The following is a 15976-nucleotide window of genomic DNA, read 5'->3' on the forward strand; positions in this document are numbered from 1 at the left end:
AAACCGGGAGGAGATCCTATGACCGCGACGATGTTGCAATCCTTTCCCTTCGGGCAGTTTATCAAATGCGAAAAGAACCCGATTTTGTCCCCCAGAGGGGACGGCTGGGAGTCCAAAGATGTATTTAACCCGGCAGCAGTGGTAAAAGACGACAAAGTTTACCTTTTATACCGGGCGGAAGACCACTCGGGACCAGGAGAATGGAATGGTTCTTCCCGGATCGGCCTGGCCGTCAGCGAAGACGGTATTCACTTCGAACGGTTCCCCGAGCCGGTGCTGGTTCCTACGGAACCTTATGAGCAGCCGGGAGGGTGCGAGGATCCGCGGGTGACGAAAATCGGGGATACCTATATCCTCACTTACACCGCTTTTGACGGGGATTGCGCCCGGATGTGTCTGGCCACTTCCAAGGATCTGGTGAATTGGGAAAAGCACGGAGTTGTCTTTCCCGGATGGAAAGGCGATCAGCCGAAGGAATGGTCTAAATCCGGCGCGATTCTCTCAGAGAAAATCAACGGGAAGTATGTGATGTACTTCGGGGACAGTTCCATCTGGATCGCCTGGTCGGAGGACGGGATTCATTGGGAACCGGAGGAGGAACCGGTACTTCAAGTCCGTCCCGGATCTTTCGACAGCCTGCTGGTAGAACCCGGTCCCCAGCCCTTGTTGACACCGGAAGGAATTCTGCTGATCTATAACGGGGCTCGCAAGCTGAGCGAGACCGGAAAGAGCGGTTCCGGCAACATCCACCCGTCACCGGTCCGCTATGAAGCAGGGCAGGTTCTCTTTTCCCGGGAAAACCCCCGGCAGGTGCTCCGGCGGACGGATACGCCCTTCTTTACTCCGGAATCCCGCGATGAAGTGGAGGGACAGGTGGACAACGTCGTCTTTCTGGAGGGGCTGACGGAGTTTCGCGGTGCGTGGTATCTGTATTACGGGATGGCCGATTCCAAGATCGGTACAGCGGTCTATCGGCCTTAATAAGGAGGACCGCCGATGAACTGGAGACGCATTAGGTGGCAGAGGTTTAAAGGAACGGAGGATATGGAAGAACTCTAGCTCACCCTTTTTTTTTCCGAGTGAAGGTAAAGTTCATTGATAGTAACCGAGTAGTTCAACCCCTGATGGGTAAATTGAGCAGTATAGATTTTATGTTCCGTCAAATGTTCTTCGTCTGGCTTTTCAAGTTCCCAGTGGACTTCGATAGGTTTGCCGGCGATCGTAAGCGTCTTCGTGTGTTTGCTGTATGGTTTATAACCACTATTTGGGAAGTTATCCACTATGATTCTTCCATACTCTAAATCCTCCATTTTATTATTAATATATGGATTTGGTTGGTTGTCATATACCATGATCAACTGGGTTCTAGTTTTAGATGGATTCGGCCACAGTGTCACATTAAGAAAGTCGGGATTAAAAAAGGTGGTAGGAACGAGCAATCTGTCTCGGTACGTTAATTGATCCAGCTTCTGCAAATCTTTAGCGTCCTCGCCTTTGAAGTCATCACGTTTATCTTTCGGTATGGTATGAATTAACCGTTCGTTGAGAGGGACATGGTCGTATTTTCCCGCGTGGAGGGGGGCACTGTCGTGTTTTCCTGAGCCCTGAGCAAAGGTCCAAACGACATAAGCCAACGTACCAACTAAAAGCGCCGAGACACTGAAAAAAACAACCCGACCTTTTGTCAAATGAACCAATCCCTTCGTGCGGATTCTGTTTCCACCCTTCCCTTATTAATCAGGGGCTCACGTAGGTTCCCATTCTGCTTTGTTATTCGTAAGAATAAAGAAATTCTATCTACTTTAGCCTTGTTCCTGCTTCGCCATCGGAAGGAGCAGGGGCCCGGAAACGGGTCGCGACTTCTTGTTTCCTCGACAAATTTCACTTTTTATTCCAAACCAAACACCCCAGCGGACCAAATTCCTTTTGGTTCGCTGGGGTTTGTCATTAACCTCACTACCCTCATGGGTAGTTTTTTGATTCTACCCTACAGATATAGCTCAAATTCTTAATAGAATTCCCCTTCATTCCCTTTACATCATGAAAAAAATTCCTCAAAATAAGATCAAACTCCATGGACTTTTCACTTCTTCATATTTCCTCTTTTTTGCCCTTATTTTATGCTCTTCGTTTATTCCATTTCCCCTCGCGGTTCTATTGAAGGTCAACAAAGAAAGAGAGAATCGACCGCCGCGATGAGAGACTCCCGTCTCTCCCCTCCGCTGGATCGTCACGATCCTTCTGCGCCATTTCACACCCCACACTCTTCATCCCCAGTTGCCTCTAGCAAAACAGGCGACTACACGGGGAAATCCTACCGTTCTACCATCTCGAACTTTAGCCAAACGAAAGGGAGTGACCTTACATGAACCTCTACATGGGACCGCGTACCTACTACGCCAATGTGAACGTCAACCGCGGCCGCTTCCGTGGCCTGTCCGATGCCGACGAAATCCTGGTCGATCTGATTCAAAACCCCGGCCGCAAATATGCCGACGATATGAACGATGCCGATCTGGATCTGATTCAACAGAAAAACGAAGCCGGCTTTTATGCCGTGGAATACGGTACCAAAGCGGAGTTTAGATCCGGTGCTGGTGCCGGTGCCGAGTGGACTCCCGAGCGCTGGGTCGGTGGTTTGGGTGCAGGTGTGTTGTTGGCGGCCGGAGTGCTGCCCGGATCGATGTCATCCTCAAGCGCGGCGGAAGAAACGAAATCTTCCCTTTACCAACGGACGGTGAACCTCGGTCACCTGAATCACCTCCAGGATGAGGTGAACGTGAACGGTGTGAAAATGGCCGTGACCCGCATTTATTCCGAATATCCCGACTACGGTTGGGTGGGGGATGCCGATGAGGGAATCGCTTGTGTCGACGATACGGCTCGAGCCACAGTGGTATACCTTCAGCATTTTGAAGAGACGGGAGATCGATCGAGTCTGGAACGGGCCCAAAAAGCCCTCAACTTTATCCTGTACATGCAGGCGGAAGACGGAGAATTTTACAACTTTGTATTCAAAGATTACAGCATCAATCGAGAGGGGCCTACCAGTTATAAGTCGATGGGATGGTGGGCTGCCCGGGGGATGTGGGCGATGGGACACGGATACCGTGTCTTTCAAAAGGAGGATCCTGCTTTTGCGGAGCGGCTGAGAAAACACTTTTTGCTGGCGAATGAGGCATTGCAGCGGAAGATCAACGCCAAATACGGGGATTACCGCTCCCTTCACGGGGCAAAAGTACCGGCATGGATGGATGAATACGATGCCCTATCCAACGCTCTGCTGGGATTGACCGAATTTTACCGGGCGGAACCATTGCCGGTAGTGAAGGAATCCATGGTCAAATTAGGGGATGGTCTGTCCTGGTATCAGCTGGGTAGTTTTTCGCGTTATCCCTACCAGGCCCATATGGAATGGAGCGGATCCATCCAACTGTGGCACGCCTGGGGAAGCACCCAGCCGATGGCTTTGGCCCGGGCAGGGCAGGTGCTGAAGCGAAAGGACTACATCCGTTCCGCACAGAAAGCCGCTGATGGGCTGTATGCTCACTTGCTCACTTCCGGTATGATCAAGGAGATGGCGCCTACACCCTCTTATTACGAGCAAATCGCATACGGAGCCAACCGGATGGTTCAGGGGCTGCTCGCCGTCGGGGAGGCGACAGGCAATCGCAAATACGACCGGATGGCCGGACTGGCCGCCTCCTGGTTCTTTGGCAACAACTCAGCTGACTCCATCATGTATGATGTCGAAACGGGACGGGGATATGACGGAATAGTCGCTCCTGGTCAAATCAACCGGAACGCCGGGGCCGAATCGACCATCGAAGCGTTGATGGCGGTGCAGGCGGTTACATCGAACCCGGAGGCAGCGGCATGGATGCGTGCCAAACGGGTGAAACGGCACAGTTATCGTATTCTGGAGGCGGAGCAAGGGGAAACTGCGGCGGGAAAGCCGGAGATAATCAATCCAGAATCTTCTTGGAACGGTGAGGCACTGTACAGCGGCAAACTGGTGGAGATGAAGGATGGAGATGCCCTCCGTTTTACTCTGGATTGGGGTGTCCACGAGGCGGTCCAGATCGAAGCCGCCTTTGAAAAGCAGACGGAAAGCGAAGGGGCCGGTGAGCTGGTAGTTACCGTTAACAATGAGACTGCGGTTAGGCATGACACCGGGGGCTCCCCGGACGAGGATTACCTGTGGAGGGATGTGTTGTCCCGCGCGGAGTTGAAGAAAGGGACAAATACGATTACAGTTACCTATCGAGGGAAAAAGCCGTTGATTCTAGACAATATTTTCATTCAACCAGTGAAAAGTTACACGGTGTATCAATTGCCAAACCAAGAGATTGGACAGTCGAAAACTGCTTATTGGGACAGCATCCCTCAACGTATTTGCTACGTTGCTGTTCGTTATCGGGTCTTCGATTTCCCTGTCAACGGCATTGGTCATTAGCGCTTTGTTTGGTGTTTGTTTGGGGCTGTCCGCCCCGGTTCAGACAACCTTGCTTGCCAATAAATTTCGGCAGAATCGAGCGACTGCGATGGGGGTGTACAATTTTTTCCGCTATCTCGGGATGGCTGCAGGGCCGATGGTGGGGGCACTCCTCTATCCCCTCGGAAACCAGATGGAATTCCTGTTTGCAGCTTTGGTCTTTGCCTTTACCGTGGTGTTCGCATCCGTCAGTTTTTCCTTGTCCGAAAGGAGTCTGTGATGTAGTAGAATACCTTCCCAAAAAGGCTTGACATGATTTTTGTTTTAATATTAGGATGGAGGAAACATTCAGAATAATAAATAGAAAGAACCGGGTTTTATGTTATGAAAACCCTTACATTTTCTCTATAATACAAAACCTAATTCTATATTATAAAACAATAACTCATAAGGAGGTTATATAAAGTCGGCTGCCTATGAGTGGGAGCGGATGAAGAAAAGTTATGAAGAAGACGAGCATTTTTTAAAGGAGTACGGTATTCAATTCATCAAACCGTATGGATCCGGTCAATTTCGGAATTATCATGGTGATCAACCTTTGTATCGGTCTGATTACACCTCCTGTAGGGACTGTCCTCTACGTAGGTTGCGGGATCAGCCGAATCAGCATCGGCAACTTGGTCAAAGGCTTTTGGCCTTTCCTGCTGATCGAAATTAAGGTTTAGTTTATCCTGATCTTTATTCCTGAACTAGTGACGGTGCCTTTGGATTGGCTAACTTGACGGGAGGGGATGGAGGATGACTCGATGGAAAGTGGTTGTTACGGACTGGGAATATGATGATTTACGTTATGAAGAACAGGTGTTACATCATGATTCTCTTGAGTTGATTCCCGCCCGGTGCCGAACGAAAGAGGAAGTGGTTGCCGCCTGCCGGGATGTGGATGGGATTATTAATCAGTACGCACCCATCAACCGAAAGGTGATAGAGGCGCTGGAAAAATGTCAGGTAATCGCCCGGTACGGAGTCGGAGTCGATACCATCGATCTCGAAACCGAACCGATCCGGCCCGATCATCCGTTTCTGTCGATGGAAAATGTCCTTTTGACTCCTCACGTCGCCTGGTATTCGGAGGAAGCTTCCTCGGACATGAGGCGAAAGGCTGCCGCGGCTGTTCGGGATGTGCTGTTAAAAAGGGAGTATCCGAAATATTTGGTCAACCGGTCGGTGAAACCGCTTGCTTCGCTCACAAACGGCAAGCGTTAAGTGAGGCAGATTCCGGAGCGGAAACCGGAGGGGGTTACAAAATGGTGAAAAAATGGTTGTGCGCTCTTTTAGCTGGTTCGCTGGCCCTGGCGGGGGGAAGTCCTGGTTCAACAGCTGTATGACGAAGTGGAGAAAACGCGGCAATAAGCCGGATGCGGAGGGTTTGTCATGAAAGTGATTGAGGAATTGCTCCGGGACGTTCCACTCCCCCGAATGGCCAAGGTGCGACAAAAATTCGCTGCTCCGGAGATTGCGGACGTCCCCGCCGCTGTGAGGGATGCTGTCGTCCAAAGGGGGCTGTTATCCCGGATTGTGGAAGGCGACCGGGTGGCGATTGCCGTGGGAAGCCGTGGTGTTGCCGAGATCGATGTCCTTACGAGAGAAGTGGTTCATCTTGTCCGAAGCAAGGGTGCACATCCCTTTATCGTTCCGGCCATGGGCAGCCACGGCGGTGCCACTGCGGAGGGACAGCGGGAGGTACTGGAGCAGTTGGGAGTGACCGAATCTTTTGTCGGTGCTCCGATCCGATCCAGTATGGAAGTTGTGAAGGTGGGGAACTTGGAAAACGGTTTACCCGTCTATACCGACAAACTCGCCTATGGGGCGGACAAAGTGATTGTGATCAACCGGATTAAGCCCCACACGGCCTTTCGTGGCCCGGTCGAAAGTGGATTGTTAAAAATGATTACCATCGGTCTGGGCAAACAAAAGGGCGCAGAAGCAGCTCACGCTTACGGATTCAGATACATGGCGGAGCATGTCCCGGCGATGGCCCGTGTTGTACTAAGCCAAGTACCGATCATTTTCGGTTTGGGAACGATTGAAAACGCTTATGATCGGCCGGCGAAAATCGTCGCCATCCCTGCGGAGAGTATCGAGAGGGAAGAACCGAACCTCCTGCTTGAAGCAAAATCTTGGATGCCGCGGATTCATTTTGACCGAATCGACGTATTGGTAGTGGATGAAATCGGGAAGGACATCTCCGGAGACGGGATGGATCCCAACATCACCGGCCGCTACGCAACTCCATATGCCAGCGGCGGACCGGAAGTGGCGCGCATCGTGGTCCTCGGTTTGACCGACAAAACCCACGGGAACGCCAATGGGATCGGATTGGCGGATATGACGACCCGCAAGGTATTTCAAGGGATAGCATGGGGAAAAGGATACGCCAACGCATTGACGAGCACCGTGGTGGATACGGTTAAATTGCCGATGTGTCTCGACACGGAAGAGCTGGCCGTCAAAGCCGCGATCAAAACCTGCAACGCCCGTGACCTCTCCCAAGTGCGATTGGTTCGTATCCAAAATACGTTGGATATCAAGGAAATCTGGATTTCCGAAAGCCTGGTCGCGGAAGCACGGGAAAAAGAAGTCCTGGAGATCTTGACGGAGCCCGTGAAGATGGATTTTTCGAGGCTTCCGTGTGAATCCATCGATGAAGAAGAGGTTGTTGAGAAATGAAAATCACCAAGCTGAACCTCTATAAAATTCTACCACGCTGGCTGTTTCTGAAGGTGGAAACCGATGAAGGAGTCAGCGGGTGGGGAGAGCCCATTGTGGAAGGACGGGCGGATACCGTTCGGGCCTGTGTCGAGGAATTGAGCCAATATATGGTCGGAAAGGATCCCCGCCGAATCGAAGATCATTGGCAGGTGCTCTACCGCGGGGGTTTCTACCGCGGCGGACCGATTCTCATGAGTGCCATTTCGGGGATCGAACAGGCGTTGTGGGATATCAAGGGAAAATGGCACGGCCTTCCCGTATTCGACATGCTGGGGGGAGCCGCCAGGAACAAGGTACGTGTATATGCCTGGATCGGTGGTGACCGGCCCCGGGACGTCGCCTTGGCAGCCAAGGAAAAGAAGGATGCCGGATTGACGGCGATTAAAATGAACGGGACGGAAGAGATGCATTACATCGATTCGCTGGCCAAGGTGGATGCCGTTTTAAACCGTGTCGCTGCCGTTCGGGAGGCGGTGGGTCCGGATTTCGGTATCGGGATCGATTTTCACGGCCGCGTTCACAGGGCGATGGCTAAGATCCTGGTCAAGGAGTTGGAACCCTATCGGCCCATGTTTATCGAGGAACCCGTTCTTCCGGAGAACCAGGAAGTCCTGCGGGAGATCACCCGCCACACGACGATCCCGATTGCTACCGGTGAACGGCAATATACCCGGTGGGGCTTTAAGCAGATGTTGATGGATGGATACGTCGATATCATCCAACCGGATCTTTCCCATGCCGGAGGGATCCTCGAGGTGAAAAAAATCGCATCGATGGCCGAGGCTTTCGATGTTGCCGTGGCTCCCCACAGCCCCCTCGGGCCGATTAACTTGGCTTCTTCCCTGCAATTGGATGCCTGTACACCCAATGTGGTCATTCAAGAACAAAGTCTGGGCATCCATTACAACCGGGGAGGTGACTTGCTGGATTACTTGGCCAATCTCGAGGTTTTTCGATATGAGGCAGGGTTTGTGAATATCCCCAATGGGCCCGGTCTCGGGGATTGACTCGACGAGGAGCGCGTGCAGGTTGCCGCACAACAGGGGCATGAGTGGAAAAACCCGGTCTGGCGGAACGAAGATGGCACCGTTGCGGAGTGGTAAGGTACCAAGATACCCCAAAATGAAGGGAGCCAATCCGTATATTCACCATGAATACCCGGTGCCGGACTTATTTGATTACAGCCTGACCGAAGGGCGGGATATTTTCGCACTGGCCATGCAATGCTGTGCCGGAACAATCCGGGGAATGGAGACCTTGTTCCACGTGGCCCGTCCGGAATATGACGACCCCCTAATGTGAATCACGACGGGATTCCAATATAGGAGGCATTAGCGGTGGATGTAGTCACCTTCGGCGAAACGATGGTTCTTTTTAACCCCATCTCCGTTGGACCATTGCGGTACGCGGGATTATTTGAAAAAACAATCGGAGGGGCAGAATCCAATGTAGCCATCGGACTGACCCGGCTTGGGCACCGAGCTGGTTGGATCAGCCGGTTGGGGAAGGATGAATTCGGATTGTACGTACGGAACTTTATCCGGGGGGAAGGCGTGGATACGTCCCGGGTGATCTTTGATGCAGCATACCCCACCGGTGTTTTTTTTAAAGAACGCCGGCCGATGAAGGAGTCCAAAATCTATTATTACCGGAAGGAGTCTGCAGCTAGTCGCCTTCGCCCGGATGACCTGGATGAGGAGTACATCGCCAAAGCGGGGTTTCTTCACATAACCGGGATTACCCCCGCGCTGAGCGATTCCAATAAGGAAACGGTATACCACGCCATCCGGTTGGCGCGCAGGCATGGTCTCACGGTAGTTTTTGATCCCAACATCCGCCTGAAGCTGTGGTCGGAAGAGCGGGTGCGCAGTGAATTGCTGGATGTGGCTGCACGATGCGACATCGTGTTGCCGGGTTTGGAAGAGGGAGAAGTGTTGACGGGATCCACCGATCCGGAAGAGATAGCGGCTTATCTATTGGACCTCGGGGCGAAAGCGGTGGTAGTCAAGTTGGGGGGAAGCGGGGCTTATTATGCTGCCGTTCACGAATCGGCCCGTATTGACGGCTACCCGGTACCGCACATTGTAGATCCGGTGGGGTCCGGTGACGCCTTTGCCGCGGGGTTCCTTTCGGGACTCATCCGGGGTTGGTCATGGTCCGAAGCGGTTCGGTTGGGTAATCGGGTGGCCGCTCATGCCCTCACCGTTGTTGGGGATGTGGAAGGGTTGCCCTTTTGGTCGGAGGTGGCGCCCGATCCGGAGGAACAGGTGCTGCGATAATATTCCATGAACGGAGATGAAGAAGCATGCTGCCCAAGGTCTCCCTTATACAACGGATGACGGAAAGTGGCATTATTGCTGTGATTCGACGGGTGCCGAAAGACCGGATTCCGCCCCTTGTGGAAAGCCTGATCAAGGGGGGCGTCACCGCTCTCGAAATCACGGTCGATTCTCCCGGGGTCTACTCGGTGCTCCGGAAGGTTTCTGAAGTGATTGGCGAGCGGGCAGTCATCGGTGCGGGTACGGTTATTGACGCGACCTCGGCGGAACGGGCCATTGAGAGTGGGGCGGAATTTTTGTTCAGCCCCAGCCTGCACCCGGATGTTATCCGTGTGGCTTTGCGTCATGGAAAAGTGGCGGTTCCGGGGGTGATGACTCCGACGGAAATGATCATGGCCCTGGAATACGGTGCTGATATGGTGAAAATCTTCCCCGCCGGAGTGCTTGGCCCAAAATACATCCGGGATATTCTAGCGCCTTTTCCCCAGATTCCCGTGATTCCAACCGGAGGGATCAACCTGGAGAACGTCGCTTCCTTCATAGAAGCCGGCGCCGCTGCTGTTGGTATCGGGGGAGAACTGGTCGATCGTCGGTCGGTGGAAACCTCTGATTTCGAAAGGATTGCCAGGACTGCAGAATTGTACGTTGAAGCCATTGGAAAGAAAAGAACCCCCATTGGAGAAAGGAATCGCACTCGGTGATGGCGAAAGGGTTTTCTTCTAGGAGGTGATTGGCTTGCCGATCATACAGGCGGTCGATCGCGCACTGCGCATTTTGGATTTGTTTAATGAGCATGAATCGGAGCTGAAAATCACGGATATCAGCGAACGGATGCATCTGCACAAGAGCACGGTTCACTCCCTGTTGAAAACCCTTCAGTCCCACGGCTATATTGAGCAAAATCCGGAAAACGGAAAATACAGGTTGGGAATGAAATTGTTTGAACGGGGAAACTTCGTGATCCAAGGTTTGGACGTCCGTAACATTGTCAAGCGGTATTTGCTGGATCTATCGGTGAAAACCGGTTATACCGTGCATCTGGTCATACTCGATGGAAAAGAGGGCGTCTATATCGATAAAGTGGAAGGGACGTCCGGAGTGGTAATGTATTCCCGCATCGGAAGGCGGGTGCCCATTCATTCCAGCGCCGTGGGAAAAGTCCTCGTCGCCTTTAAATCCGATGAGGAGCTTCGCGAGATTTTGGCCGGTTACGCCTTCGTTGCACACACGGAGAATACGATCACCAATGAAGAAGCCTTTTTAAAGGAGTTGGAAAAGGTTCGTTCCCTGGGTTATGCGGTGGATAATCAAGAGAATGAGCCGGGAGTTTATTGTATTGCCGTTCCTATTCGCAATCATCTGGGTCAGGTGGTTGCGGCAATGAGTATCTCTACGCCCATTGCCGGGCTTGGGAAAGAGAAGACGGACACGGTTTTAACTCTTTTGAAACAAGCGGGAGAGGAAATTTCAGCAAAAATGGGTTACGGGATCTATTCCTCCTAAGTGGACTTGGGTCACCCCTGTATATCGATGGGGGAATCACATTCGGAAAGATGGCCTGAAACAGAGGGGACAAAAAGTGAGGAGGAATGAAAGGTGAAGTTGCTGACGTTCCGCACTTCGGAAGGGATGAAGTTGGGTGTCAAAACGGAGCGAGGGGTTCTGGACGTGGAATCGGCGAAGAGGCGATACGGGGACGAAACGAGTCCGGTAACGGTCGGGGAACTGCTTACTGGAGGGGAGGAGGCGATGGATGCCTTGGACCTTTTGGTCCGGCGGTCCACAAGTGAAGAGAGCGAAAACGAATGTCTACTGGACGAATCCGAGCTGAATATCGGTCCTTGTGTTCCCCGACCCGGCAAGATTCTTTGTGTAGGGCTTAACTATCGGGCTCATGCGGAGGAATCGGGGATGTCCATCCCCGAGTATCCGGTATTGTTTAATAAATTCAACAACGGTCTCGCCGCCCATGGGGACGAGATTTCCTTGCCGGCGGATGCCAAAAAGGTGGATTACGAAGCGGAATTGGCGATCGTGATCGGAAAGACCGTCAAAGGGGTAAAAAAACAGGAAGCGTTGGGTTACGTCTTTGGGTATTGTGCTGCAAACGATCTATCCGCCAGAGACCTGCAGTTTCGTACTCCGCAATGGTTGCTGGGCAAGTGTTTGGACGGATTTTTGCCCCTCGGTCCGTACCTGGTCACATCGGAAGAGGTGGGTAATCCCAACCGGTTGGGAATTCGCGGTCTCTTAAACGGAGAAGTCCGGCAGGAATCCAACACTTCCGATATGATTTTTGCTTGCGATGAAATCGTCAGCTATATTTCCCAATACATGACGTTGGAGCCGGGAGATATTATTTTGACCGGTACACCGGAAGGCGTCATCGCCGGGATGCCCAAAGATCAGCAAATATGGTTGAAAGACGGAGATGAAGTTACCGTGGAGATTGACGGGCTGGGCCGTCTGGTAAATCGGATGAAACGGGAAAGCCCGTCTAAGGATTCCGGGATGGAAAAAAGGAACCGGGCATGGATGGGTATGTAGCAGCCATCCCCATCGGCCAATGAGTAAACGAAGGAGAGACCAAGCTATGCTGAAACAACGATTAGCCGCTGGCGAAACGGTAGTCGGAACTTGGCTGCGTATTCCCCATCCCACGGTAATCGAAGTGCTCGCCAAAAGCGGTCTGGATTTTATCCACGTGGATATGGAACACGGACCGATCGGCATTGAGTCGATGGATCGCTTGTTGCTGGCCGCCAAAGGAAGCAGGATCCCGGCGGTTGTACGGGTGCCGGGTCTGGATGCTACGGGGATTGGCAGCGCACTGGACCTGGGAGCAGCGGGGGTTATTGTACCCCGGATCAACCGTATAGAGGAGACAGTTCAAGCGGTGCGAGCGGCACGCTATTATCCCTGTGGGGAGCGGGGAGTGGCGGGGGATTGTCGAGCCAACGGTTACGGTACAGAGGATTTTGCAGCATATGCGGCAGAGTCCAACCGGAATACTCTTCTCGCTTTACAGATTGAATCAAAGGAAGCCGTGGAGCAATTAGACGGGATGTTGGAGGCGGGGGATGCCGTCGATCTCTTTTTTATCGGTCCGGCGGATCTTTCTCAGTCTTTGGGCATTCCATGCCGGTTTGACCATCCATTGTTGTTGGATACGATCCGGCAGATTGCCGGAAAAGTGCGCTCCACCGGCAAGGCCGTGGGCATCCATGCTCCCACGGCGGAACTGGCGAGAGAATTTTTCGGTATGGGCGTTCAGTATGTAACGGTTTCGTTTGACATTGGGTTTCTTTCTACTGGTGCGAAGGAATGGATGAAAAAATTAAACGGATGATCCCCAAAAACGGGTCTCTCTTTCTTCCGGCGGCGGAAGTTTTCAGAAAAAAGGATCCCCTATCCGAACATAAGGGATCCTTTTTTCTGTCCTTACAGAACCTGCTTTTTCTCATTCGATGAGATAAATGCGGTAAGAATCTGCTCATACACTTCCCGAAAGGGGAGTTTTTGAAGATGTGCCAGCCGGGCAACATCTTCGTACTCGGGGGCGGCTTTTAGTACCATTCCGTTTCGGTATGCCACTTTGATCCGGATCGAACCCAGAGGGGTTTCTACTTTCTCCGTTTTTCGTTCCAGTATTCTGCGAAGCCATTGACTGCGCCGAATCCCCAGTGTAGAGGTTTCCCAGAACAGGATGTTTTCGCATGCTTCCATCGCAGTCGATGTGGTCAGGACGGTTAATAGGGTGCCTGGACGGTTTTTCTTCATATAAACAGGAGTATAGTAGACGTCCAAAGCACCTGCTTTGAACAGTCGGTCCAGACAATGACCAAGAGCTTCGCCGGTCATGTCGTCCACTTGTGTTTCAAGGACCCAAATCGTTTCTGTCTCCCGGCTCGGCGAGGAAGGAGCCTCATGAACCAGAATGGCCCGTAATATATTGGGGTGATCAAAATCCTTTTCTCCGGCCCCGTAACCGATTCTATCGATGGTAAACCCGCCGAAAGGTGCAAACTCTTGGACCAGTGCATGGAGGAACCCTGCACCGGTGGGGGTGGTCAATTCCCCTTCCACATCCAGTTTCGCCAGGGGAATTCCCTTCAGCAGTTCCGCGGTGGCGGGGGCGGGGACGGGATAGAGCCCGTGCGCGATCCGAATCTTCCCGTGGCCGGTGGGAACCGGTGAAGCGTAGACTTTCCCGACTCGCAGATGCTCCATAGCAAGGCAAACCCCGATAATGTCGATGATGGAATCCATCGCTCCCACTTCATGGAAATGGACATTTTCCACCGGGATTCCGTGTATCTTTCCCTCTGCAGAGGCGATGGCTTCAAAGACAGCCAAGCTGCGTTGTTTCACCCGATTGGGCAGTTCACTTTCCCGTATCATCTGAAGCAGGTCTGCTGTATGTCGGTGGCGCGAGTGACATCCATCCCTGTGGGAGGGGTGCGAGTCGGGAAGGTCGAGTTTCAACTTTTGTGCGGTGATTCCCTGTTTGACGACGGTTTCGGTGGTGATTTCGAAGGAGTTGATCGGCAGACGTCGGAGATGATCCGTGATGTAATTCAGGTCTGCGCCCAGGTCAATTAAAGCGGCTAATGTCATATCACCGGATATTCCGTAGGCACAATCCAGATAGAGGGTGTTCATTTTGCTGCCTCCTCTTCAAGGGTTGCCCAGTGTTGAGTTTGGTGGATGCGGGCGGCGAAATGACCGGCCCCGAAACCGTTGTCGATATTGACTACCGCGACCCCGGCAGCACAGGAATTCAGCATGGACAACAAAGTGGACAGCCCGCCGAGATGGGCTCCGTAGCCAACACTGGTGGGGACGGCGATAACGGGACTGTCGACAAGTCCGCCGACAACACTGGCAAGGGCCCCCTCCATCCCGGCAACCACGATGACGGTTTGTGCCTGTCTGATGACATCCATTTGATCGATCAGACGGTGCAGCCCCGACACGCCTACGTCATAGATCCGCTCGACCCGGCTTCCCAGAGTTTCAGCGGTGGCAGCCGCTTCCTCCGCCACAGGCAGGTCCGAGGTGCCTGCACACACCACGGCGATATATCCGGGGCGATAACCAACATCTTTTGGGATCCACCTCAGAATCCCGGCTGTCTCCAGATATTCGGCCTCCGGGCAGGCAGTCAATACGGCTTCTGCTTTTTCACGGGAGACACGGGTTGCCAAGGCAACCGTTTGGGATTCTCGAAGCTTCAAAAATAATGTTTTCAGTTGTTCTTGGGTTTTCCCCTCTCCGTAAATGACTTCAGGAAAACCGGTCCGGCGTGGACGATGCAGATCGACTTTTGCAAACCCCAAGTCAGCCGAGGGGGATAGGCTTCGTACGGCTGCTTCCACAGAAACCTCCCCTTGGGCTACTTGAAGAAGAAGGCGGGTCAGGTCTTCACTTTTCATGCTGAACCACCGGCCGGATGAAAGTTTCATTCATGCTTCCACTGCGGTATCCTGCCAGATCGAGGGTGATATAAGTAAAGCCCAAGCTTTTCAATTTACGGGTAATCTCGTTTCGTTTTTGAACCGCTTTTTCCAAATCAGGCGGTGTCACTTCGATTCGGGCGATGTCCCCGTGATGACGAACGCGCACCTGGGTAAATCCCAGCTGCTGCAAAAAGAACTCGGCTTTGTCCAGTTGATCAATTTTTTCTCGGGTGATTCGGGTCCCGTAGGGAATTCGAGAGGAGAGACAAGCGAAAGAAGGTTTGTTCCAGGTTGGTAACCCCATTTGTTTTGACAGCTCCCTAATTTCCTGTTTATAAAGTCCGGCTTCCTGCAGAGGGCTTCGCACTCCCAATTGGCGGGCTGCCTTCAACCCGGGTCGATAGTCTCCCTTATCATCCATGTTGGAGCCGTCGATGATCGTGGAGTTTCCCTGGTAGATGCGGGCCAATTCCGCCAGGTGGGTATACAGTCCATACTTGCAATGAAAGCAGCGGTCCGGTTCGTTGGCGGCAAAAGATTCGTTCGACAATTCCTCCACGCGGGTTTGGATTTGTTGAACTCTCAATTCCTTGGCGAGTTGAACGGCAGCATCAAACTCCCTGGAAGGGAACGTATCGGAACTGGCGGTGACCGCCAGACACTGATCTCCCAGTTCCTGTTTGGCCCGCGCGAGCAAGAACGTACTGTCGACGCCTCCCGAAAAAGCCACGATTACTTGCCCGATATTTCGCAAAATTTCTCCGAGACGTTCGTCTTTTTTGGCAGGATCCATCGTGGAACCTCCTTTTCTGTTAAAGGACAAGTGATATGTGATCTTACTTCCATGATAACTGAATACATTGATTTTTTCGATAGGAAATGGATATCATCAACTATGGTTTTATAATAAAAAACTAGCAATGAAACCCTCCCCGGTTAACCGGAATCAGATGAAAACGAAACTCTTTAACAATGTCAACAAGTGATGTGACAAATCCGCATTTAGATTACATTGAGGTTCTCCTGTAACC

The 15976-nt window shown here is 52.3% G+C and carries 16 protein-coding genes and 1 pseudogene; 13 read left to right on the plus strand and 4 right to left on the minus strand.

Annotation, left to right across the window (positions count from 1 at the left end):
- The first annotated feature begins 18 nt into the window (after positions 1 to 18).
- A complete protein-coding gene (locus IEW70_RS13985; protein WP_229752002.1) occupies positions 19 to 981 on the plus strand; it encodes a glycoside hydrolase family 130 protein in 963 nt (320 codons plus the stop codon).
- A gap of 74 nt (positions 982 to 1055) precedes the next feature.
- Here the strand turns inward: IEW70_RS13985 and IEW70_RS13990 are convergent, their stop codons facing one another.
- On the minus strand, positions 1056 to 1688 hold the full coding sequence (locus tag IEW70_RS13990; RefSeq protein ID WP_188648521.1) for a hypothetical protein: 633 nt from the start codon (positions 1686 to 1688) through the stop codon (positions 1056 to 1058).
- 677 nt (positions 1689 to 2365) lie between these two features.
- Here IEW70_RS13990 and IEW70_RS13995 point away from each other — a divergent pair.
- From IEW70_RS13995 to IEW70_RS14050, 12 genes and pseudogenes are all read left to right on the plus strand, one after another.
- Positions 2366 to 4456, plus strand: coding sequence for a prenyltransferase/squalene oxidase repeat-containing protein (locus IEW70_RS13995; RefSeq protein WP_188648522.1), 2091 nt, complete (start codon positions 2366 to 2368; stop codon positions 4454 to 4456).
- Positions 4404 to 4715 carry an MFS transporter gene (locus IEW70_RS14000; protein WP_229752003.1) on the plus strand — a complete coding sequence of 104 codons (312 nt, stop codon included), beginning with the start codon at positions 4404 to 4406 and terminating at the stop codon, positions 4713 to 4715. Before IEW70_RS13995 ends, IEW70_RS14000 begins: the two co-directional genes overlap by 53 nt.
- A gap of 277 nt (positions 4716 to 4992) precedes the next feature.
- Positions 4993 to 5160, plus strand: coding sequence for a TRAP transporter large permease subunit (locus IEW70_RS14005; RefSeq protein ID WP_188648524.1), 168 nt, complete (start codon positions 4993 to 4995; stop codon positions 5158 to 5160).
- Between the two features lie 73 nt (positions 5161 to 5233).
- Positions 5234 to 5701: a Rossmann-fold NAD(P)-binding domain-containing protein gene (locus IEW70_RS14010; RefSeq protein WP_188648525.1), complete on the plus strand. Its 468-nt coding sequence runs from the start codon at positions 5234 to 5236 to the stop codon at positions 5699 to 5701.
- 168 nt (positions 5702 to 5869) lie between these two features.
- Entirely contained in the window at positions 5870 to 7165 is a 1296-nt protein-coding gene (locus IEW70_RS14015) for a nickel pincer cofactor-dependent isomerase, group 22 (protein WP_188648526.1), read from the plus strand.
- Positions 7162 to 8310, plus strand: a pseudogene (gene dgoD / locus IEW70_RS14020) (galactonate dehydratase). Before IEW70_RS14015 ends, dgoD begins: the two are co-directional and overlap by 4 nt.
- Entirely contained in the window at positions 8288 to 8509 is a 222-nt protein-coding gene (locus IEW70_RS14025) for a hypothetical protein (protein WP_188648563.1), read from the plus strand. Before dgoD ends, IEW70_RS14025 begins: the two are co-directional and overlap by 23 nt.
- A gap of 35 nt (positions 8510 to 8544) precedes the next feature.
- A complete protein-coding gene (locus tag IEW70_RS14030; protein WP_188648527.1) occupies positions 8545 to 9486 on the plus strand; it encodes a sugar kinase in 942 nt (313 codons plus the stop codon).
- Between the two features lie 26 nt (positions 9487 to 9512).
- The gene (locus tag IEW70_RS14035) at positions 9513 to 10187 is read left to right on the plus strand and encodes a bifunctional 4-hydroxy-2-oxoglutarate aldolase/2-dehydro-3-deoxy-phosphogluconate aldolase (protein ID WP_188648528.1); all 675 of its coding nucleotides are present in this window, start codon (positions 9513 to 9515) and stop codon (positions 10185 to 10187) included.
- Between the two features lie 34 nt (positions 10188 to 10221).
- Positions 10222 to 10989 carry an IclR family transcriptional regulator gene (locus IEW70_RS14040; protein ID WP_188648529.1) on the plus strand — a complete coding sequence of 256 codons (768 nt, stop codon included), beginning with the start codon at positions 10222 to 10224 and terminating at the stop codon, positions 10987 to 10989.
- A 93-nt stretch (positions 10990 to 11082) separates the two neighbouring features.
- The gene (locus tag IEW70_RS14045; RefSeq protein WP_188648530.1) at positions 11083 to 12033 is read left to right on the plus strand and encodes a fumarylacetoacetate hydrolase family protein; all 951 of its coding nucleotides are present in this window, start codon (positions 11083 to 11085) and stop codon (positions 12031 to 12033) included.
- 46 nt (positions 12034 to 12079) lie between these two features.
- Positions 12080 to 12835 (plus strand): HpcH/HpaI aldolase family protein, encoded by a 756-nt coding sequence (locus IEW70_RS14050; RefSeq protein ID WP_188648531.1) that lies wholly within the window; start codon positions 12080 to 12082, stop codon positions 12833 to 12835.
- A 92-nt stretch (positions 12836 to 12927) separates the two neighbouring features.
- On the opposite strand, the gene larC is transcribed toward IEW70_RS14050, so the two are convergent.
- From larC to larE, 3 genes are read right to left on the minus strand one after another with little or no spacing between them, the layout of a single operon-like run.
- Positions 12928 to 14148 carry a nickel pincer cofactor biosynthesis protein LarC gene (gene larC / locus IEW70_RS14055; RefSeq protein ID WP_188648532.1) on the minus strand — a complete coding sequence of 407 codons (1221 nt, stop codon included), beginning with the start codon at positions 14146 to 14148 and terminating at the stop codon, positions 12928 to 12930.
- Positions 14145 to 14921: a nickel pincer cofactor biosynthesis protein LarB gene (gene larB / locus IEW70_RS14060; protein WP_188648533.1), complete on the minus strand. Its 777-nt coding sequence runs from the start codon at positions 14919 to 14921 to the stop codon at positions 14145 to 14147. The genes larC and larB overlap by 4 nt, the downstream gene beginning before the upstream one ends.
- On the minus strand, positions 14911 to 15738 hold the full coding sequence (gene larE, locus IEW70_RS14065) for an ATP-dependent sacrificial sulfur transferase LarE (RefSeq protein ID WP_188648534.1): 828 nt from the start codon (positions 15736 to 15738) through the stop codon (positions 14911 to 14913). Before larE ends, larB begins: the two co-directional genes overlap by 11 nt.
- Positions 15739 to 15976 lie beyond the last annotated feature (238 nt).

The organism is Marinithermofilum abyssi (assembly GCF_014641195.1).
In the GTDB taxonomy this organism is placed as follows: Bacteria; Bacillota; Bacilli; order Thermoactinomycetales; family DSM-45169; genus Marinithermofilum; species Marinithermofilum abyssi.